21 protein-coding genes are annotated in these 19,033 nt (G+C 63.1%); 13 read left to right on the forward strand and 8 right to left on the reverse strand.

Annotated elements, in window-relative coordinates; genetic code table 11:
• The first annotated feature begins 168 nt into the window (after positions 1-168).
• The 3 genes from D3242_RS29760 to D3242_RS29770 all read left to right on the forward strand — a co-directional run bounded on the left by D3242_RS29760 (position 169) and on the right by D3242_RS29770 (position 2,502).
• On the forward strand, positions 169-351 hold the full coding sequence (locus D3242_RS29760; protein WP_019859450.1) for a YjiS-like domain-containing protein: 183 nt from the start codon (positions 169-171) through the stop codon (positions 349-351).
• Complete coding sequence (locus tag D3242_RS29765; protein ID WP_064981909.1) at positions 348-1,244, forward strand: NmrA family NAD(P)-binding protein; 897 nt, start codon at positions 348-350, stop codon at positions 1,242-1,244. Before D3242_RS29760 ends, D3242_RS29765 begins: the two co-directional genes overlap by 4 nt.
• A 163-nt stretch (positions 1,245-1,407) precedes the next feature.
• Entirely contained in the window at positions 1,408-2,502 is a 1,095-nt protein-coding gene (locus D3242_RS29770; protein WP_064981907.1) for a KamA family radical SAM protein, read from the forward strand.
• Between the two features lie 7 nt (positions 2,503-2,509).
• On the opposite strand, the gene D3242_RS29775 is transcribed toward D3242_RS29770, so the two are convergent.
• Genes D3242_RS29775 through D3242_RS29785 form a run of 3 tightly spaced genes read right to left on the reverse strand, consistent with a single transcriptional unit; the run spans position 2,510 to position 7,735 of the window.
• Positions 2,510-3,148 carry a 4'-phosphopantetheinyl transferase family protein gene (locus D3242_RS29775; protein ID WP_064981905.1) on the reverse strand — a complete coding sequence of 213 codons (639 nt, stop codon included), beginning with the start codon at positions 3,146-3,148 and terminating at the stop codon, positions 2,510-2,512.
• Positions 3,149-3,152: 4 nt separating this feature from the next.
• Positions 3,153-3,608, reverse strand: coding sequence for a GNAT family N-acetyltransferase (locus tag D3242_RS29780; RefSeq protein WP_064981904.1), 456 nt, complete (start codon positions 3,606-3,608; stop codon positions 3,153-3,155).
• Complete coding sequence (locus D3242_RS29785; RefSeq protein WP_223217906.1) at positions 3,605-7,735, reverse strand: Pls/PosA family non-ribosomal peptide synthetase; 4,131 nt, start codon at positions 7,733-7,735, stop codon at positions 3,605-3,607. The genes D3242_RS29780 and D3242_RS29785 overlap by 4 nt, the downstream gene beginning before the upstream one ends.
• A gap of 429 nt (positions 7,736-8,164) precedes the next feature.
• Between D3242_RS29785 and D3242_RS29790 the strand changes: the two genes are divergently transcribed.
• The 8 genes from D3242_RS29790 to D3242_RS29825 all read left to right on the forward strand — a co-directional run bounded on the left by D3242_RS29790 (position 8,165) and on the right by D3242_RS29825 (position 13,024).
• A complete protein-coding gene (locus tag D3242_RS29790) occupies positions 8,165-8,395 on the forward strand; it encodes a DUF680 domain-containing protein (protein WP_019859444.1) in 231 nt (76 codons plus the stop codon).
• Between the two features lie 121 nt (positions 8,396-8,516).
• Complete coding sequence (locus D3242_RS29795; RefSeq protein ID WP_064981900.1) at positions 8,517-9,488, forward strand: MBL fold metallo-hydrolase; 972 nt, start codon at positions 8,517-8,519, stop codon at positions 9,486-9,488.
• A gap of 203 nt (positions 9,489-9,691) precedes the next feature.
• Entirely contained in the window at positions 9,692-10,171 is a 480-nt protein-coding gene (locus tag D3242_RS29800) for a tetratricopeptide repeat protein (RefSeq protein WP_020628939.1), read from the forward strand.
• Between the two features lie 325 nt (positions 10,172-10,496).
• On the forward strand, positions 10,497-11,018 hold the full coding sequence (locus tag D3242_RS29805) for a DoxX family protein (protein ID WP_064981898.1): 522 nt from the start codon (positions 10,497-10,499) through the stop codon (positions 11,016-11,018).
• A 121-nt stretch (positions 11,019-11,139) separates the two neighbouring features.
• Positions 11,140-11,754 carry a BA14K family protein gene (locus D3242_RS29810; protein ID WP_064981896.1) on the forward strand — a complete coding sequence of 205 codons (615 nt, stop codon included), beginning with the start codon at positions 11,140-11,142 and terminating at the stop codon, positions 11,752-11,754.
• Between the two features lie 349 nt (positions 11,755-12,103).
• A complete protein-coding gene (locus D3242_RS29815; RefSeq protein WP_019859439.1) occupies positions 12,104-12,343 on the forward strand; it encodes a DUF680 domain-containing protein in 240 nt (79 codons plus the stop codon).
• Positions 12,344-12,535: 192 nt separating this feature from the next.
• Entirely contained in the window at positions 12,536-12,859 is a 324-nt protein-coding gene (locus D3242_RS29820; protein WP_038648089.1) for a DUF2934 domain-containing protein, read from the forward strand.
• Between the two features lie 15 nt (positions 12,860-12,874).
• Positions 12,875-13,024: a hypothetical protein gene (locus tag D3242_RS29825; protein WP_013894378.1), complete on the forward strand. Its 150-nt coding sequence runs from the start codon at positions 12,875-12,877 to the stop codon at positions 13,022-13,024.
• A gap of 36 nt (positions 13,025-13,060) precedes the next feature.
• Here D3242_RS29825 and D3242_RS29830 read toward each other — a convergent pair whose 3' ends face one another.
• Positions 13,061-13,621 (reverse strand): hypothetical protein, encoded by a 561-nt coding sequence (locus D3242_RS29830; RefSeq protein WP_147377509.1) that lies wholly within the window; start codon positions 13,619-13,621, stop codon positions 13,061-13,063.
• Between the two features lie 129 nt (positions 13,622-13,750).
• Between D3242_RS29830 and D3242_RS29835 the strand changes: the two genes are divergently transcribed.
• Entirely contained in the window at positions 13,751-14,050 is a 300-nt protein-coding gene (locus D3242_RS29835; protein WP_064981895.1) for a hypothetical protein, read from the forward strand.
• A 123-nt stretch (positions 14,051-14,173) separates the two neighbouring features.
• Here the strand turns inward: D3242_RS29835 and D3242_RS29840 are convergent, their stop codons facing one another.
• From D3242_RS29840 to D3242_RS29855, 4 genes are all read right to left on the reverse strand, one after another.
• Positions 14,174-14,476 carry a hypothetical protein gene (locus tag D3242_RS29840; RefSeq protein WP_019859434.1) on the reverse strand — a complete coding sequence of 101 codons (303 nt, stop codon included), beginning with the start codon at positions 14,474-14,476 and terminating at the stop codon, positions 14,174-14,176.
• A 418-nt stretch (positions 14,477-14,894) separates the two neighbouring features.
• A complete protein-coding gene (locus D3242_RS29845) occupies positions 14,895-15,389 on the reverse strand; it encodes a hypothetical protein (RefSeq protein ID WP_202379909.1) in 495 nt (164 codons plus the stop codon).
• Positions 15,390-15,448: 59 nt separating this feature from the next.
• Positions 15,449-15,913, reverse strand: coding sequence for an Hsp20 family protein (locus D3242_RS29850; RefSeq protein WP_064981893.1), 465 nt, complete (start codon positions 15,911-15,913; stop codon positions 15,449-15,451).
• A gap of 282 nt (positions 15,914-16,195) precedes the next feature.
• Positions 16,196-17,914, reverse strand: coding sequence for a putative bifunctional diguanylate cyclase/phosphodiesterase (locus D3242_RS29855; protein WP_064981892.1), 1,719 nt, complete (start codon positions 17,912-17,914; stop codon positions 16,196-16,198).
• Between the two features lie 184 nt (positions 17,915-18,098).
• Between D3242_RS29855 and D3242_RS33825 the strand changes: the two genes are divergently transcribed.
• A complete protein-coding gene (locus D3242_RS33825) occupies positions 18,099-18,950 on the forward strand; it encodes an MEDS domain-containing protein (protein ID WP_064981890.1) in 852 nt (283 codons plus the stop codon).
• Positions 18,951-19,033: the final 83 nt, after the last annotated feature.

Here is a 19,033-nt window from a genome sequence, read left to right on the forward strand (position 1 = left end):
TTGTCGTCCAGCCCGAAAATGCACATTATCGCTGCGTACCGCGCATCGATATCGACCTCTCCGGTTCTCCGATGCGTTGAAGACCAACTAAATGTGTGAGCGATCGTCATGCTCGCCCGATGGGCGGCACGAGCACGCTTGCGCCCTGACGAACGTAGGAGACAGACAATGACCTTGACCCTTGGATCCATTGGCGCCGCGATGAGCGGCCTCGCCATGCGCAGCACGGCAGCCTTCGAGCGCCGCCGCGTGCGACGCCGGATTTCCCGGTTTTCCGACCGCCGCTTGCGCGACATTGGCCTGGAGCGCGACTGGGACGGTTCCATCCTGCGCAATGGGAGGGGGATATGACCAGCACCCTGATCATCGGCGCGACGGGGCTCCTGGGCAGCGAAATGGCCAAGGCCAGCGCGCGCAATGGCGACAGCCTGCATGTCCTGGTTCGGCCAGCAACGTCAGCCAATGAAGAGCGGATGCGGCCGCTCAAGGCGTTGGGCGCCACGGTGCATGTCGGCGATCTCGACAATTATGACAGCCTCGTGCGCGCTGTCGGCAAGGTCGACCGCGTCATCAGCTCGGTGCATGTGGGTTCGGCCAGCGAGATGACGCTGGTGCGCGCAGTGAAAGATGTCGGGGTCTCCCGCTTCGTGCCCTCCGCCGGCTTCGGCCTCGACTTTGCCGCCGCCGCCCCCGGCACGATCGCACCGCTCGACACCAAGAGGGCCGTGTTCGACGCGGTCAGGGAAGCTGATCTGCCCTATACGATCATCTATACCAACGGCTTCTTCTCGACCTGGGTGGCGACGCTGGGCGATTTGACGCGCTTCGGTTCGGCAGTGCTGCCGCCGGATGAGGTGACGCTCTATGGCGACGGCACCGTTCCGGCGACCTTCGTCAGCGAGAAGGATATCGCCGCCGTCACCATGCGGGCGCTGGAGGATCCCGCCGCAGTCCGCACGGAAATCCGCATCGCGCGGAACAGGATCACGCAGGGCCAGATGATCGACCTCTGGCGCCGCGTCAGCGGCCGCTCGCCGCGCGTCGTGAATATGAGCGCTGAGGAGCTGGAGGCGTTGATCGCCGCTGTGCCCGGCCTTGGTCTGTTGCGGGCGTTCTGGATCCGCGGCGAGACCGCGCTGGAGACGGATACTGTGGAGGCGGGTGTGCTTTATCCGGAGCTGAGGTTTGAGAGCATTGAGAGTGCATTTGTGGCGATGGCCGAGAGGGGTGGAAGGACTGGGTGAAGGGGGCGCTGAGCGGCAAGGGCCGGCGTTCTGTCGCGCCCCCTCTGTCCTGCCGGACAGAAGGGGCGCCGTAGAGTGTGACGGGCATGGTTGGCGTTGCGACAGTGGTTGACCGAACCGTCCATCCGGCCGATAGGTCCGCGCGACCACTCCGAGACCTGCTATGACCGACCTCAAAGATGTAACCCGCCCCCCCGACTGGCAGGACGATGTCCGCCAGGGCGTGCGCCACGTGCGCGACCTTGCCGCCCTGCCGCTGTCGCCGGCCGAGCGCGCCGCCGCGCAGGAGGCCGCCAGCCGCCACAAGGTGCGTGCGCCGAAAGCCTATCTCGACCTGATCGACTGGAACGACCCGGCCGATCCGATCCGCGCGCAAGTCATCCCGTCACTGGGCGAACTGGAGGAGACGGAGGGCGAGCTTGGCGATCCGATCGCCGACCATGAGTTCAGCCCGGTGCCGCGACTGACGCACCGTCATGCCGACCGGGTGCTGCTGTTCCCGACCTATCAATGCGCGGTCTATTGCCGGTTCTGCTTCCGCAAGGAATCGCTGACCTCGATCGGCCGCGGCTATACGCGCGAGGCGCTGGAGCCGGCGCTGGCCTATATCGCGGATCATTCCGAAATCCGCGAAGTGATCCTGACCGGCGGCGATCCGCTGTCGCTGCCCGACAAGGCCCTGGCAGAAATCTTCGCGCGCATCGAGGCGATCCCGCATGTGCGGCTGCTGCGCATCCACACGCGCGTGCCGGTGGCGCTGCCATCGCGCATTACATCAGGGCTGGTCGCTGCGCTGCAGGGCCGGCTGATGATCACCGTCGTCACGCATTTCAACCACGCGCGCGAGATCACGCCCGCGACCGAAATGGCATGCCGCACGATGCGGCAGGCCGGCTTCGTGCTGCTCAACCAGAGCGTTCTTCTCAAAGGCGTCAACGATACGGTCGAGGCGCTGGAGGAGCTCTGCCGCGAACTGATGTACCGGCTGGGGGTAAAACCCTATTACCTGCACCATGGTGACCTGGCGCGCGGCATGGCGCACCGACGCACCACGATCGCGCAGGGCCAGGCGCTGGTGGAAGCGCTGCGGGCGCGCCTGTCGGGCATCTGCAATCCCGTCTATGTGCTGGACCTGCCGGAAGGCGGCGGCAAGGTGCCGCTCGGGCCATGTCCTATCGAGGGCCGCGACGGGGAGAGCTGGCGGATACGCGGCCAGGACGGCGCGATGAGGACCTATCGGGAGATCGTGGGCGAATAGGGCGGCGCTATTCCCCGACAAACGCCAAAACGACCACGCGCGGGACGACGCAGTAGGCGAGGCTGACCATACGGCCGGTCTTCGTCGTCGCGCGGCCGGCATCGAGGTCCACGGCGATATCCTCGTAGCCCAGCACATCGCGATCGAGCGGATAGGCCGCCTTGTAGACCGCCTCCTTGGCGGCAAACAGGATGCGGCCGGCAAGGCGCGGGTCCGCCGCGCCTGTGCGATCCGCGCCGGTTGCAACGATCGCGAAAATGTCGTCCGGCAAGGGTTCGGCGGGCTCGACGTCAATGCCGAGCGAGACGATACCGCCGACAGGCGCGACCGCCGCCACGGCCATGTCGTCGTCGTGGGCGAGCGAGCCAATTATTCCGTCCGGCCAGACCGGGGCACCGGATGGCGCGCGCATGATGGCGACATCCGTGATGCCGATATCGGCCAGCAGCCGGTGCGCGATCCAGCGGGCGGCACCGCTGGCGCGCCGCATGGCCGGCTGCCGCGCGGGGATGGAACGCGCTTCCTCGGGCAGCAAGTGGGCCTCATCCGCGTCGCCTATCAGCCGGCATCCGGTCCGGACATTTCGGGGCGCGATTGCCGCCATCGCCTCGGCCAACGCGGCTTCAGGGGAGGGTGGCCGCGTCAAAGGGTCATCCCCTCGGCAGGACGAGATCGGCGATCATTTCTCCATCCTCGTCGAGCCCTTCTTCCACGAAACCGGCGGTGCGATAGAGCTGGCGCGCCGCTTCATTCTCGGGTTCGTAACAGATCGAGACGTGCCTGACGTGATCGAGCCCGCCGATCTCGTGCAGCGCCGCGCGCAACGCGGCCTTGCCGTAGCCTCTGCCCTGGCTGGCGCGGTCGATCATGAAGCGGTAGATGCGCGCCTCGTCGTCATCTTCCGGCGCGTCGTACATCAGGAAACCGACGATGCGATCCCCGGCCATGATTGCGCGGGGTCGCGCGTCCTCGTCGGTTTCGGCCTCTTCCAGCGACGCCGCGTTGCCAGCGACAAGATCCATCTGCTCCGGCGCCAGTTCCAGCGACGCGACCAAGGCCCGATTGGCCTTGGTCACCGCGGCGAGGCGGATGTCTCCGGCCTTCAAGCCGACGCCTTGGCGCCGTCGTTCGTGACCGGGATCACGAAGCGATGCAGCTTGGCCGGGTTGCCGCGCCAGATCGAGTAGGGCTCAAGCTCCTCGCCCTTCATCACGAAGGAATCGGTGTCGGCCACCGATCCTTCGCCCATCACGACGCCGTAATGGACAAAAGCGGACGGTCCGAGCGTGCAGCCCTTGCCGATGCGGATATAGTCGGACTTGAACGCGCCTTCCTCCAGCGAGTGAGCCTGGATGACGCAGCCTTCGTTGAGTGTGACGTCATCGCCGATCTCGACCAGGGAACGTTCGGTGAGGTTGGCTCCGCCATCATAGACGCGACTGCCGACCTTTACCCCCAGCATGCGCAGGAGCATCGGCCGGAACGGCGTGCCGGCGAACAGGCGCACGATCGGAGAATCGGCAAGCTTCCAGTGGCGTTCGTGGCGCCAGAAGGCGACGTCGTAGATGGTCGTCATCTGCGGCTTCAGCCGGCCGAAGCCAAGGCTTGCCCGTTCGACAAAAATGTAGAACGGAATGGTAATCGCCGAGGTCAGGAGCACGGCGACGAAGAGAGCCACTTCAGCCCATTCGGTGTAGTAGTTCAGCGCCCGGTCCCAGATCGCCAGCGTGGCGAACAGCATGACCCATTGCGTGGCCATGAACAGAAGGATCGTCACCGCGTTGTGCAGGTTCTTGTGCGGGATGCGCTGGCGTCGGTCCGCCTCGTCGACGCCGGCGATGAGTTCCTTGTCGCGATTGACCATGCGCGGGATTTCAAAGGCAGGCGAACCGAGGAGCCCGACATTCTCGCGCACCGGCCCATCGATGGGGATCATCACCTTGGTGCCAAGCAGGACGTTGTCGCCCGTGCGTCCATCCGGCGGGTAATAGATGTTGTTGCCGAGATAGTTGCGTTCGCCGATGCGCGTCCGCTCGAGCCGGAACGCCGAGGCGGATTTGTGCATGTTGATCATGAACAGGCCGTCCGACACCATGGTCTCGGTGCCGATCTCGCACAGAAGCGGGTTCTCGTGCTGCTGGTTGGAGCCGAAATTGGAGCCGGTCTGCACCACCTTGTTGAGTTTCCAGCCGATGGCGCGCATGTAATAGACGATCGCCGAACTGTCGCCGAACAGCAGTCCCAGCACGCGGGAATTGCTGGTGAACTCGGTGGCGGTCTGCAGCCAGTAGCGGAAGCCGTAAAGCGTGTAGGTGCGGCCGGGTTTCAGGATCACGCTGAGCAGGCGCGGCAGCACCGTCGCGGCGAGAAAAGCCGCGGCGATATAGCCGAAAAGCGTGACCGTGGTGCCGACGGCGACCACGCCGATCGTCTCCTGATAGTCGTCGCCGACATTTTCCCAATAGCTGTGGAACAGCAGCGGCAGTGGGATGACAATGGCAAACAGCCCGATCAACTGGACCGCTTCGAAGAGGAAGCGCCGGATGTCGGAAGGGTTCTCGTTGCGCACCTTGCAATAGTCCGCCGTGGTCGGCACGGCCGGCGAGCCATGCCAGTGTTCGCCATCCGGGATGCTTTGCCCGCGCTGCAGCGAGGACGAATGGCCGAGCTGGGCGCCGTCGCCGATCGAGGTGTCGATGTCGAGCGTCGAACCCACGCCGACGAAGGCATCGCGGCCGATGGTCAGCGGTCCCATGTGGATGTAGCCGGACTGCGCCCGAAAGCCGAGGATCAGCGATTCCTTGCGCAGGATGGTGTTGGCGCCGATCGAGATCAGGTCCGTACAGACCGGCACGGATTTGGATTCGATGACCGCGTTCTTGCCGATCCTGGTTCCCAGCATCTGCAGATAGAAGCTGTAGAGCGGGCTGCCGCGGAACAGCACGACTGGGGCGGTGCGGATCAAGGTCTTGACCACCCAGAAGCGGTAGTAGCGCAGGCCCCAGATTGGGAAGGCTTCCGCCTTCCAGCGGCCGACGAGTACCCATTTCGCCAGGACGGCAAAGCCCGTCATGCCGAAGAACACGCCGGCCGAGAGCGCGACGCACCTGATATAGAGCTGCAGCGGATCGTCGAGCGTGTCATACATCCAGTTGAGGCCGATGTTGAGCGCCCACAGGCCCGCATAGCTGTAGACCCCGTAAAACAGCAACTGCGCCATTCCGCAGGTCCAGTAGGCAAAATTCGATGCCTGGCGGGTGAGAACAGGCTCGTTGGTGGCGGTCGTCACCTCTTCCGAGACGCTCAGGTGCTTGGCCAGGCGCGCCACCGTCGGATGGAGATAAATGTCGCGCATGGACGTCGTCGCCCATTCCTTGCGGGTGCGCACACGGGCGCAGAAATGCGCCATCAGCAGCGAGTTGGCGCCGAGATCGTCGAAGAAATTGTCCTCGACCGAGACCTCGTCGAATTTAAGCACCGCGGCCAGCGCCTCGGCCAGGAAGCGTTCGTCGTCATTGCCGGGCGCAACCATCTCGCGGTCGGCGGAAAGCCGCACGCTGGTCGGCTTCGGCAGCTGGCGAAGGTCCACCTTGTTGGAGACCGTCATCGGGATCGCCGGCAGCTCCTCGAGATAGGAAGGCACCATGTAGTCCGGCAGGCGACGCTTCATCGTCTGGGCGAGATCGGCGCGCGAGAGCGCCGGCTGGCCGGCCTTGGGCGCGTAATAGGCGACGAGTTCGACGCGGCCGGGCTCGATCTCCCAGGTGGTGACGGCAGCCTGCGCGATCTCGGGCTGGTCCAGCAGTACCGCCTCGATCTCGCCGAGCTCGATGCGATAGCCGCGGATCTTCACCTGGGTGTCGATGCGCCCGGCATATTCGATCTCGCCGTCGCCGTTGATCCGGCCAAGGTCGCCCGTGCGGTAGATGCGCTGCGAGGGGTTGTTCGGCAGGCCGATGAAATCGGCGATGAACTTCTGTTCCGTCAGGTCTTGCCTGTTGAGGTAGCCGACCGCGAGCCCGATGCCGGCAATGCCGATCTCGCCCAGTTCGCTGGGCTCGGCCAGTTCCGGCAGCGACGGGTCGAGGATGACGATGGAATAGGTGGGCAGCGGCGCGCCGATGGTGACGGGCTTGTCCGGCGTCAGCGCACCCATCGTTGCGGTGACGGTCGCTTCCGTCGGGCCATAGGTGTTGAGGATCTGCCGCCCCGGCTTCGACCAGCGCACAACCAGATTGTGCGGGCAGGCCTCGCCGCCGACCAGGAGCGTGCGCAGGCTGGGCACATCCGATGTCATCGACGACAGCAGTGTCGGGCTGCAGGCCATGCAGGTGATTTCATGATGGCGCAGGAAATCCGCCAGTTCCTCGCCGACGAGCGGCATCTGGCCGGGCGCTGGCACCACGGTCGCGCCGGCGACGAACGGCACCCAGATCTCCTCGGAGGAAAAGTCGAAGGCAATCGTCATGCCCTGGTAGACGCGATCGCCCGGCCTGTAGCCGTAGGATGCGGCGGCGACGCGGATGAAGTTGACGAAGCTCTGATGCCGGATGGCCACGCCCTTCGGCCTGCCGGTCGTGCCCGACGTGTAGAGGATGTAGCAGATGTCTTCCGCCGGCGCCTCTTGCGGCTTCAGCGGCGCGCTGGACTGTTTGGCGATCTCGGCGGCGGCGCCGTCGATCAGCACGTGGGGAACCGGCAGTTGGTCGGCCCGCGACGCATAGGTGGCGATGGTGACGATCAGGCTGACGCTGGCGTCTTCGATGATGAGCGCCATGCGCTCCTGTGGAAAGGCGGTGGCCAGCGGCACGAAGGCAGCGCCTGCCTTCACCACGGCGAGCAAGGCGACATAGGTCTCCGCCGAGCGGTCGAGAATGAGCCCGACCCGGTGGCCCGGCCGCACGCCGCGCTTGATCAGCACACGGGCGAACTGGTTGGCGCGGCTGTCCAGCTCCTGATAGGTCCAGACATTTCCGTCGGAGATCACTGCCGGCAAGGTGGCGAACGTTGCGGCGAGCTCTTCGAAGACCGTGTCGAGCCGCTCGCCGGGTTGGCCTGCCCGCGCGAAATCGGCGCCGGTCAGAATCTGGCCATGCGCGGTCAGGGTCCGCTGAGCGCCCCTTACAAGGGTATCGACGCCTGCCAGCCCATTCTGGGCCAGCCCAGTTTCGGGCTGCGCGCCTGGTCTTGCCGTGTCCCTGTCCAGGGCAGCAATGTCGATACCGTAATCCATTTCCATACTTTCTCGTCCTGGCCGCGTATCGCCCGGCTGTTCATGCCGCTGTTCGAGCAGGCATTTTCGGCTGTGCCGCTGCTGCAATTTGACCCTTGTCGATGGCGGACCGAAGCTTCCGAAAAGGAAATCCGCGCAGTCCCCCGCGGGATGGTTATGCCATGCGATCTTTTCGCCAGTTTTTCCGAATTGTTGAAACTTGTTTCTGAATTGTGTCTGGGCGCTCCTCCTGCCTTGCCCCTGATGGTCTTTTCCTGAGGTGATGCCGCCGCCTTTCACCCAGGCTCTGCCAGGCCGCGATCCCTCAAATCCGCCCCTTCCAAAAAATCTCACTGCCCTCGGGAATAAAGCACCGCCTTGCCGGGTCTTCCCTTCAGCGGGGCCAATCCGGCCCGCGACGCGAAGAAACGAAACAAGGATTTACCTGAAATGACCAAGCTCGCTCTCAGCGTGGCTGCGATGTTGCTTGCCTCGAGTGCTGCCTTTGCCGGCAGCGACCATGGTGCCAACAACTCCAACCAGCCTGTCGCTTCCGTCGACACCAATGCCACCGCCTCGATCCCTTACACGGCCTATGTCGATGCCAAGACGACCGGACCGAGCCGGCCGGCGACCAAAACTGATGCGGACGAACCCGGCCAGGGCATCTGGGGCCGCTGAGTTCAGGGGCGGGACAGCCTCGAGGTCCCGACCCGATCCGCGATCAGGACGGGGGGCCATGTGGCGTGGCCCTCCGTCGACCGCGATCTTTTGCCGCCACCGCAACCCACAGGAGACCACAATGTTCAGCATGACACGCCGCACAGTGCTTCAATCCGCCGCCGCCGCTGCCGCTTTCGGCCTTGCCGGCAAGCTTGAATTCACCCGCCCCGCATTCGCCGAGACGTCCGTCGAGCCGACCGTCGGCTTCTACAAATACACGGTCGGCGATATCGAGGTCACCGCCATCTATGACGGCATCTGGAAGAAGCCGCACGACCCGGCCTTCATCAAGAATGTTTCCGTCGACGACACCAAGGCGGCGCTTGCCAAGGCAGGGCTGACCACCGACTTCATGCCCATCCCGCTCACCGTCGTCGTGCTCAAGATGGGCGGCAAGCTGATCATGATGGATGCGGGCTCCGGCGTCGGCCAGTGGCAGGCCAACGCCACGCATCTGCCGGCCAACATGGCCGCCGCCGGCATCGACTACAAGGCGATCGACACCATCATGATCTCGCATTTCCACCCCGACCATGTCTGGGGCTTGATGGAGAAGGGCACCAACACGCCGGTGTTCCCCAATTCCGAGCTGATCGTCAACGCCACGGAATACAATTGGTGGACCGATCCGAGCCGGCTGGCCAAGCTGCCCGAAGGCCGCAAGCCGGCGGGCAAGCGCATCGCCGAGAACTTCCCGAAATGGAAGAACTGGAAGCTGGTCGAGGACGGCGCGGAAGTGGCGCCCGGCATCCAGATCATCGCCGCCCCCGGCCACACGCCGGGACATTCGGTGTACCTCGCCAATTCCGGCAAGGAGCAGCTGATGATCTCGGCCGACACCATGTATGTGCCGGCCCTGCTGGCGCCGCATCCGGAATGGCAGGGCAGCTACGACCAGGATGGGCCGACCGCGATCACCACGCGCCACAAGATCATCGACCGGGTGATCGCGGACAATATCCGCATTTCCGGTTCGCACTTCCCGTTCCCCGGCACCGGCGTCTTCGTCAAGGACGGCAGTGCCTATGGCTTCACGCCCGTTCAGATATGAGACCGTTTGGAAACTCTACTCTGGCGGCCATCTGAAGGCGTTTTCCGCGCTTCCCCGCTCTACTGCGTCGACGCAGTAGAGCTGAGCTCACGGACCCGAACGTCCGCGGCGCTCCGGTTCTCGAACCCACCATCCTATGACTCGCCAGAGCGAATTTCGAAACGGTCTCTCAACGCTAACGCACAAACCAAGCGAGAAAGACAATGAAACAGCTTCTTTTGGGCAGAAACGCCCTGTTCGGTCTGCTCGGCGCCATCGCCGTGCTGACCGTCGTTCCCGTCGCAACGATCATGCCCGCCTATGCGGTGGATGATATCGAGGGCGCCGACGCACCCGATCTCACCGCCGTCCAGGCCAAGATCGCCGCCAAGGATTACAAGGGCGCGCTGGCCGATCTGCGCGACCTCGCACAGGACAACCAGCAGGCCGACGTCTACAATCTGCTCGGCTTCACGCTGCGCAAGACCGGCGACGTCACCACCGCGCTGACCTATTACAACAAGGCGCTGGAGCTGAAGCCCGACCACAAGGCCGCCCGCGAATATCTGGGCGAGCTCTATGTCGAGACCGGCGACATGAACAAGGCCAAGGAGCAGCTGGCCTCGCTGCAGAAACTCTGCCCCGCCGGCTGCGAGGAGCTTTCCGACCTGCAAAAGGCCATCGACACCAAGGTGACGCAGTAAGCGGTGACCCGTTCCAACTCCCCCACGGACGTGGCTACGGCATGAGCTTGGCCGTGCGTTGGGGGAACCACGTGGCAATCAAGCCTCGAGCTGATCAGTCGCGGACGGGGGAGAGGTGGCCGCCAAGCGGCCGAGTTGGGGACTGGCACTGACCGATCCAGTCCCCACCACTGTTTGGGCGCTCGTGGCTGGCGCCCATTGCCGGAGCCGGCGCCTCTCCCTCGAGCCGGCTCCGGCCTTTTCGAACATCACATCCGGCAGGCGCCGTTTTCGCGCGTCGCACGGCGCGCGGCGCTTGCCTGTGCTCAAAGATTGGAGGCTGACCATGACACCGAACGAAATCGCCGCGAAGCTCACCGGCCTCGCCACGAAATACCACATCAGGGACGTGACCCTGCTTGCCGGCCGCCTGCTCATGTCCTTCATCTTCCTGCATGAGGGCGTGACGCTGGCCACCCATTTCGACGGCGCCGCCAAGGCGATGGCCGCGCAAGGCGTCGGGCTGCCGTTGTTCGTCGCCACCATCGCGCTGCAACTGGGGGCAGGGCTATCGGTGGCTTCAGGGCTGCTGACGCGGCTGGGCGGCATCGGGCTCGGCCTGTTCTGCCTGGCCACGGCCTTGCTGTTCCACGTCAACTTCGCCAGCCAGAACGAGCTGCTGCATTTCGAAAAGGACCTGGCCATATCAGGCGGCATGTTCGTGCTGGCCGCCGTCGGCGCCGGCCGGATCTCGCTGGACTGGCTGCTGGCCCGCCACCTGCAAAAGCGCCAGCGCGACAGGGAAATGGTCAAGGCATTGCTGGCCGTGGAGAGCGAGTTCTCCATGGACGTGCGGCTGCCGGTTTGAGGCAGCAAGGGCTGCCGCCTTGCGCCTCGCCAGCCGCTCCAGTGCCGACCCCTGCAACACGCTCGCCCGCTGGAACCAGTCCCGGTGCTCCGCATTCTATTAGCGGGGACGCAAGGAGTGTGTGATGAAAGCGGTTCTGGCACTGGTCGCAGGCTTCGTCCTCACCCTTGCGGTCTTCGCCAGCGGGCTGGCTTTCGCCGCCTGGCTGATTCTGGCCAAGCCCGTGCATCAGGCCAGGCCCACCGACAGTGTCTCGCAACTGTGGACCAAGGACGCACAGCCCGTGGACAAGGCCGCGCCGGCCCTGGAGCGCGTGGCCGCCGCGCAGCCTCCCGCACCCGACGCCGCCGCCAGGGTGCAGTCGGTCGACCCGACCAAGACAGCCGCGGTGGCGCCCGGGGCAGACGAGCAGCAGGCCAGGCTGCCGGCTGCCCATGTCAGCTGGTGCGCGGACCGCTACCGCTCCTACAACCCCGACGACAACAGCTACATGTCCTACAGCGGACAGCAGCGCCCCTGCGTCTCGCCCTATCTCGACAACAGTGCCGACGCCGGCCAGGCCGCGCAGCAGCCCGACGAAGTCAGCTATGACGAGGGCGGCGCGGCGCCGCTGGTGGCGACAGCGGACCTTTCGGACGACCACGTCCAATCCTGCTTCAACCGCTACCGCTCCTACCGTCCCGACGACAACAGCTACCAGCCCTATTCCGGTGGTCCGAGGCGCCAGTGCGAATAGGCGACGCGCGCCGCTTGCCATGGAAGGTGCGGGCAGAACTTCGCTTCACGGTTTAGGCGGAGGCTCCCGATTTAGGGCGCGCAGCGCTTTGCGGCCGCATTCCACGCAAAATTCCACTCTTTGAGCGGTTCTTACCACGCCCTTTCCCACGCCCGCACAAACACCACACCCCTACAAGACGCCCCAACAGCGCAACAATGAACCGAGTGCGCTGAAACCTGCAGCCGCAGGGATCCTGTGGGGGTCGCGGTTGGCCGGTTTCGCCCGAGACCATGAACACACAGCCTCACGAACGCGATGCGGGCGGCGCGTCGAGGCCGATGTCAACTTGTAGAGATGGAGACTTGAAATGAAGAAGATCATTCTGACTGCTGCTGCGTTCCTGTTCGCCTCCGGCATGGCTTTCGCCGGCTCCGACCATTTCGGCTCGGACTTCGTCCCGGCCGCCGGCAGCTACCCGACCACCCATTCGATGATGTCCTCCAAGGCGGTCGACCCGAGCGTCACCAAGAGCATCACCGGCAGCGCGGCGGGACAGTCGATCCTCGACATGCCGGCCGAATACGGCCAGGGCATCTGGGGCCACTGATATCAAGGCTGCCCAGTACGGCCTGTATCCAGGTGGCCGGCTTGCCCCGCCGCCTGGATCATTTTGCGTCCTGCCCGGCGCCTCGCGCCCTCCCACCGATCCGGCAGTTCCACCCGGACCAGCGATCACGCAGATTTTTTGGATCAATCCCATCACCGCGGCGTTCATCCCTGACACGAAGGAGGAACGACAATGGGCGACGAAAGGCACGAGAAGATCCAGAAGCGCGCATACCAGATCTGGGAGCGTGAAGGCGGCGGCGATCCCGAGCATCATTGGCACCGGGCCGAGGCCGAGATCGACAGGGAAGCGGCTCTGCCGCTGACGGCCGACGACGCCTTGCCGCAGACCCGTGAGATAGCCAGCACCGACGTTCTGGAGGTCGAGGAACTGGCCATGCGCACCGGCATATCCGGCGACGAGGCGCAGGCGCTGCTCGACCGCCTCGGCACCGACCGCGCCGCAATCGAGCAGGCGGCGCGCGGGCTGAAGGCCAGGAAGGGCGCCAAATCCTGATCGGGGAGAGCGAAGATGATCCGCAAACTCAAGGATGGCAAATATCGGCTCTATTCACGCAAGAAGGATGAGAAGACCGGCAAGCGGCGGAACCTGGGGACATTCGAGACGCGCGAGGCGGCGGAGAAGCATGAGCGCGAGGTGCAGTATTTCAAGCGGCATTGAGGGGGCGCCTGGCCTCTGCAGCGCCGGGTGTCCACCTCATCCCTTGGCCGGCTCTTCGTAGATGCCAATGATGAGGAGCCATGCGCCTGAAATCAGGAAGGCGAACAGGACGATGGTTCCAAGGGCCGCGATGTAAAGGCCCACGCCGCGCCCGAGAATGAGGAAAATCGCGCCTGCAACCTCGGCCAGGTAACACATCGTGCCGCCCGCCAACCGCGGCCCGGTCAACCCGATGGTGCTCATCCCCGCCTTGATGGCCACGACATATCCCCTGACGAAGATGAATGTCGCTATGCCCCAGAGCAAAAGCCATTCGAGGCCGAGTGCCGGAAGATATTGACCACCCAGAAGCGCAAGGCTGCATGCCATGAAAATCGCGCTGAAGCCCGACAGCATGTTGATTGCCCGGTTCTTGTGCGTCGTGTTGCGGACAATGCGTTCGGGATTGATCGAGATCGCAACGAAGATCAACCCGGCAAGCCCCGCGGCGCCGCCGCCCACCATGACGAAGAAATCAGTCCATTGATCCAACATGACTTGCCCCCGAGCTTCAGCCGGCTCGATGGAAGCTAGCATGGCTGCGTTCCCGAACTCCACGGGCGGGATAACTGATCGCGGGGTTTGTCGTTCCCACGTTCGGACCGGCGCGGCGTTCACCCCGACGGAGCAGGCAGCGCTCGGGCTGAAGGCCAGGACGGGCGCCAAATCCTGATCAGGGAGAGCGAGATGATCCGCCAACTCAAGGACGGCAAATGCCGGCTTTATTCAAGCAAGACGGATGAGAAGACCGGCAAGCGGCGGAACCTGGGGGCGTTTGAGACGTGTGAGGCGGCGGAGAAGCATGAGCGGGAGGTGCAGTATTCAAGCGGCATTGAGGGAGGGCTGTTCGGTGCGTACCTCTGGCGACCGCGATGGCGACACGCTGCAAGCTTGCGTGACCGATTTACTCTTAATTCCGCTAAAGCACACGGCAGCTTTGCGTCTCATGCCGTCATTCGGGCCGACTTGGCGCTTGTCTGGACATAGGGATCGACGTGAAAGCGAGACGGGCGCATGCATGTATCGCGTCGAGCGCTGCCATCGGATTGGGCATGCCAATCATTGAACTGGCCGCGGACGAAGCGGAGTCGCTCCGCCCGTCACGCCAGATTACGTCAGCTCATAGTAGAAATCACAAATCAGGTCCGCGACCTTGACGGCCTCGAAATCCGTCATGTGTGCGGCGGTCTCAACAGCGACCGTTTCCATATCGTCTTGATCGATAGCAAGCAGATCCAGTATTTTCGCAAACTTGAACTTGAGTTCCGGGTCACCATCGAACTCATCGATCGTAACGTCCAGAATGTTCGTATTTGCGTCGATCAGGCGCGTTTGAACACTGTCGGAAGAGGCTGCTAGCGTCCTGATCGCCGCAAAAAAGTGCTCGCGCGCGTTGGCATATTTGTCGTCCATTTTTGATACCTTTATGGGTGAAGCGCTGCGCCTTGGACGTGAGACGCGCACCGCGACTTACGCTTTTGGCATGGCCTGAGTCAACGACACAGACGCGGCCCGTCGCGCGCCGATATCCGTGAGCGGCCGGACTGCAGGCGACCATTCAGACAACGCTTCACCGCATGTTCGAGCTTCAAAGGACGGCAAGCGCCTCGACCAAAACTGGATTGCAAAGACTGGGGACGGTGCTGATGGAGATGCCGGACGATGATGAAGACACACGGCCGTGCATTGCAGCCGGAACGCTGGGCACTTCAGGAAATAGGCGGCGTTTGCAGGGCCATCTTCAAAAGCAGGGCGGAAGGCCTGCGTTTGCGAACCCGCTGCGAACCGGCGCAGCGGGTTGCTATGTGCCTTTTCGCTAACGAGCGCTCAGTCAGGCATAGGCCGGCTCGCGATTGGCCATCACATACGCGCCACTTTGCCCGCCACCTGGCACGCGCGGCGCGACGGCGGCGGGGCAAGGCGGCGGATCATCATCATCGTCCCTGCCGGTAAAGCGCCGTCTGCGCGGCGATCCATTGATGCGCCGGTCATGGCGATCGAACGCCACGGTCCACGGCATTGCCCGACGCGAAAGAACCTTGCCGGCGGGGCCGACTTGATTCAGCGCCTTCAGGCATCGCAAGATATCGTCGACGGGAACGATCTTGCCATTGTCCAGTTTGCGTAGGGTGGGGCGATTTTCGACGGCATGCGCATCCGATGCCCATGATGCGAGCAAGGCGCGCTTTTCGTCCAAGGTCATGCGTGGATGCTTGAGCACATCGCCCGGGCTGTCGAGAAGGCAAAAAAGACCCTCGAAACGCCCGGTGCGCCGGGTTGGGGCACGGAATGTTTCAGTCTGCTGATTCATCTCCAATCTCCGCAATCGAGGCCTCCCGACCGAAGCCGGGAGGCGACCGCAGTGTTCGTGTTGAAATATCGGCGTCAGGCAACCTTACGCGGTTTCTCGACGTCCTGGCTGATCTGCTTGTTGACCGCCATAGCGTCGCCAGAGCCGATGTTGATGCGGCGAGGTTTCAGTTCCTCGGGGATTTCCCGCACGATCTCGACGCTGAGCAGGCCATTCTCCAGGGACGCAGCGACGACCTTCATGTGGTCGGCCAGCTTGAACACGTGTCTGAAGTTGCGCAAGGCAAGGCCCTGGTGCAGCACCTGACGCCCCTCCGTGTCGGTGGATTTCTGGCCGACAACCACGAGTTCCGGGCCATTCTGCGTCAACTCCACCTCTTCGGAACTGAAGCCGGCAATAGCCATGGCGATACGGTAGTCGTTTTCACCGGTCTTCTCGATATTGTAAGGCGGCCAGTCGGTCCTGGCGTTGTTTTCGAGCATGTCGAAAAGACGATCGAATCCGACGGTGGTTCGATAAAGCGAGTCAAACGTTCTCATAGCCACATTCTCCTTGAAGCAACATGGGTACAAGGTGCGCCGCCCAACGGCGCCGCCCGTCGTCGAGCCATACAGCCTCGACGGCGAACGATTTGGGAAGCGCCGAAAAACGCTTCAAGGCCCCTGCGCAAAAAAATTTGAGCCTCTTGATGGTACGAAAAACCGCTGCCGGGAGGAGAGCGGCGAGACGACCTCGCCAGCTTGACCATATGCCTTCTTCAGCAGCATCGCACGACCTCACATCCACGCGAGGGTACTGCCTCATGTGGTCCGGAGAATCGCTCAAACCAGCGATTCAAATCTTGCAGCGTCGACCGGTCGACCGAGCAGAAATCCCTGCCCGAAATCACAGTCCATGTCGCGCAACAGCGTGCGTTCCACCTCTGTCTCTATTCCCTCGGCGACGACATGAAAGCCGAGTTCCCTGGAAATCCTGATGATGGACTCGATGATGACCCGCTTGGAACGGCTTTGCGCTAGTCCTTTGACAAAACCGCGATCGATCTTGATCTCCGTAAGGGGGAAATCTTCGAGGTAGCGCAGATTGGCGTAGCCGGTTCCGAAGTCGTCGATGGACAGGCCGACGCCCAGTTCGCGCAGATGTCTCATGATCAACAGCATTTCCGCGGAACTTTCGACCATCAAGCTCTCGGTGAGCTCTAGCTTGATCCATGCAGCATCGGCGCCGCTGGCGGTGAGCACATCGGAGACAAATTTCGGCATGTCGCGAAGCTTGAACTCGAGCGGCGAGACATTGAACGAGAAGACTATCGGCACTTGTCGGCCCCGGTTCACGCGCGCGGCAAAGTCCGCGACGGTGCGAAGTCCTCGGGCGCCGATATCGAGTATAAGACCCGTATCTTCGGCATGGCCGATGAACTTGTCCGGCGACTGCATCCCAAACAGCCCATGGTGCCATCGCAACAGGGCTTCAGCACCGACAACCGTTCCCGTGGCGAGGTCGACCTGCGGCTGGTAGTGAAAATCGAACTCGTCATGTTCCAAGGCCTGCTGCATTTCGCTGGTCATGCGCAGTCGGTTTCGCGCACGCTTATCGTCCTCGGAACTGAATGCGCAGATATCGAGGAACGCCGACGACTTCGACCGATGCAAAGCGGCACCGGCACGACGAACCAGCGTTATGGCGTCCGTCGTCTGGTTGCCAACGACATAGCCCATCGCGAAACGGATCCTTATCGTTGCGCCCGCAACGAGATAGCGCGGCGCCAGGGACTGCCGGATCATTTCGATTGCCGCTTGGGCCTCGTCGGCATGGCCAAGCGGCTGAGCGAGCGCAAACTCATTGGATCCCGTGCGGCAGATCAGTGCAGCGCCTGTGTTGGTCAGGCGTCGCGCAATCTGCATCAGCACCTGGTCGCCAACGTCATATCCGTACCCTTCGTTGATGTCATGGAAACGAGCCATGTCGATCTTGACAAGCAAGATCCGCCGTTCCCCTTGACGCAGCAGGATGTCGACGTCCTCGACGAAGGCGTATCTGTTGAGAACACCGGTGAGCATGTCGGCGCGGGTGCTCTGGGCAATTTGCGCGGCGGCGACCCTGCTCGCCGTCACGTCCCGCATCAGTCCGATATAGTGCGTCGGCTCGCCACCAGCGATGCTCATAGGTGCGAGGCGGAGTTCGTTCCAGAACCAGCTACCGTCCTTGCGGTAGTTCTTCAGCGTGACGGCAACATCCTCACGCCGGGCGATGGCTTCACGAATGGACTGGATTTCGGGTTGAAGGCGATCACTGCCTTGCAGGAAGCGGCAGTTTCTCCCGATCAGTTCGTCGCTGGAATAGCCGGTGATGTCCTGGAACGCGCGGTTCACGTAGACCAGCGCCATACCCTTTTCACGCAGATCGCTGATGGCCAAACCATCCCTCGATAGATCGGGCAGCCGGGCCGCGATCTCTTGCGGCACGCCATAGCGGCGCGGGTTCGCGACCGCAGTACTGCGGATCAGATTGCCGAACCCGGCCTTGAAAATCTCTGTCATGTTGGGGCGACGGCTGATAGTGTCCGGAGATGCATGCCCCCATAGATGGCCAGCTATAGCGCATATTCTACTGGCACGATCAACAGGTTCCGTAGCGGAATGGCCGACGTGGCGTGGGCCGCCGTCGGCTGCGACTGATTTAGCGGCTCAGTGACGTACTCGTGCACCGGAAAGCGGCATCGACATGAACGATGAGCCTGCCCACGCGCTCCGCAAGTCCGGCATCCGCGTCATGGGCGAGATGTGCTGGGGCACACACATCTGCGTCTTCTACGAAGCGGAACAGGACCTGCTTGCCACAAACGCTTCCTATTTCGCGGCCGGGCTGGAGAACAACGAGTTCTGCATCTGGGCGGTCTCCGATCCGATCGACGCAGAGACGGCGAAGGATGCGCTACGGCAATCCATCCCCGACATCGATGCGCGCCTGGTGGCCGGCCAGATGGAAATCATTGCTGCTACGGACTGGTACCTACCTGGCGGCGAGTTCGACATACAGCGCATCACCGGCGGCTGGAACGAGAAGCTGCGCGCAGCGTTGGAACGGGGGTATGCCGGGATCAGAATCAGCGGCAACGCATTCTGGATCGGGACCAGCCACTGGCAGGAGTTTTGCCAATACGAGCATGAACTCGACCACTCGCTGGCGGGTCAGAAGATGCTCGTTTTGTGCACTTATTCCCTGTCGGAAAGCAGGGCAGTGGACCTGCTCGATGTCGCACGAGCACATCAATTCACCATCACCCGGCGAAACGGAGAATGGGAATTTCTCGAGACGCCGGAGCTCCAGGCTGCCAAGCAGGAAATCAGGAAGCTGAATGGCGCATTGAATATCCTGGCGGACACCAGCCGCGCCACTTTCACGGCTCGCGAGCGTATCGTGCTCGCCCAAATCGTCAGGGGCTATTCGAGCAAGGAGATTGCTCGCACCTTGAAAATTGCCCCACGAACGGTCGAGTTCCATAGAGCCAACCTTCTCAAGAAAACCAACGCGCGGAGCACGGTCCAGCTCTTGCACATGGTTCTTGGCGAGTAGCACAAGTCCGGGGTTGCTTCTGCGATGGAAGCTGGACCGGAGCCTGCGCTCCAACGCGGCCTGCGAGTGCTGTTTTGCCCGGT

The organism is Mesorhizobium jarvisii, from assembly GCF_003601985.1.
Taxonomy (GTDB): Bacteria; Pseudomonadota; Alphaproteobacteria; order Rhizobiales; family Rhizobiaceae; genus Mesorhizobium; species Mesorhizobium jarvisii.

What these genes read in the sequence shown, in the direction of transcription:
- D3242_RS29790 (WP_019859444.1), top strand. Translation starts at nt 8,165, where the DNA reads ATGACCAAGCTCGCTCTCAGCGTGGCTGCGATGTTGCTTGCCTCGAGT.
- D3242_RS29855 (WP_064981892.1), bottom strand. Translation starts at nt 17,914, where the DNA reads ATGACAGAGATTTTCAAGGCCGGGTTCGGCAATCTGATCCGCAGTACT.
- D3242_RS29850 (WP_064981893.1), bottom strand. Translation starts at nt 15,913, where the DNA reads ATGAGAACGTTTGACTCGCTTTATCGAACCACCGTCGGATTCGATCGT.
- D3242_RS29795 (WP_064981900.1), top strand. Translation starts at nt 8,517, where the DNA reads ATGTTCAGCATGACACGCCGCACAGTGCTTCAATCCGCCGCCGCCGCT.
- D3242_RS29800 (WP_020628939.1), top strand. Translation starts at nt 9,692, where the DNA reads ATGAAACAGCTTCTTTTGGGCAGAAACGCCCTGTTCGGTCTGCTCGGC.
- D3242_RS33825 (WP_064981890.1), top strand. Translation starts at nt 18,099, where the DNA reads ATGAACGATGAGCCTGCCCACGCGCTCCGCAAGTCCGGCATCCGCGTC.
- D3242_RS29815 (WP_019859439.1), top strand. Translation starts at nt 12,104, where the DNA reads ATGAAGAAGATCATTCTGACTGCTGCTGCGTTCCTGTTCGCCTCCGGC.
- D3242_RS29765 (WP_064981909.1), top strand. Translation starts at nt 348, where the DNA reads ATGACCAGCACCCTGATCATCGGCGCGACGGGGCTCCTGGGCAGCGAA.
- D3242_RS29820 (WP_038648089.1), top strand. Translation starts at nt 12,536, where the DNA reads ATGGGCGACGAAAGGCACGAGAAGATCCAGAAGCGCGCATACCAGATC.
- D3242_RS29760 (WP_019859450.1), top strand. Translation starts at nt 169, where the DNA reads ATGACCTTGACCCTTGGATCCATTGGCGCCGCGATGAGCGGCCTCGCC.
- D3242_RS29785 (WP_223217906.1), bottom strand. Translation starts at nt 7,735, where the DNA reads ATGGATTACGGTATCGACATTGCTGCCCTGGACAGGGACACGGCAAGA.
- D3242_RS29835 (WP_064981895.1), top strand. Translation starts at nt 13,751, where the DNA reads ATGATCCGCCAACTCAAGGACGGCAAATGCCGGCTTTATTCAAGCAAG.
- D3242_RS29805 (WP_064981898.1), top strand. Translation starts at nt 10,497, where the DNA reads ATGACACCGAACGAAATCGCCGCGAAGCTCACCGGCCTCGCCACGAAA.
- D3242_RS29825 (WP_013894378.1), top strand. Translation starts at nt 12,875, where the DNA reads ATGATCCGCAAACTCAAGGATGGCAAATATCGGCTCTATTCACGCAAG.
- D3242_RS29770 (WP_064981907.1), top strand. Translation starts at nt 1,408, where the DNA reads ATGACCGACCTCAAAGATGTAACCCGCCCCCCCGACTGGCAGGACGAT.
- D3242_RS29840 (WP_019859434.1), bottom strand. Translation starts at nt 14,476, where the DNA reads ATGGACGACAAATATGCCAACGCGCGCGAGCACTTTTTTGCGGCGATC.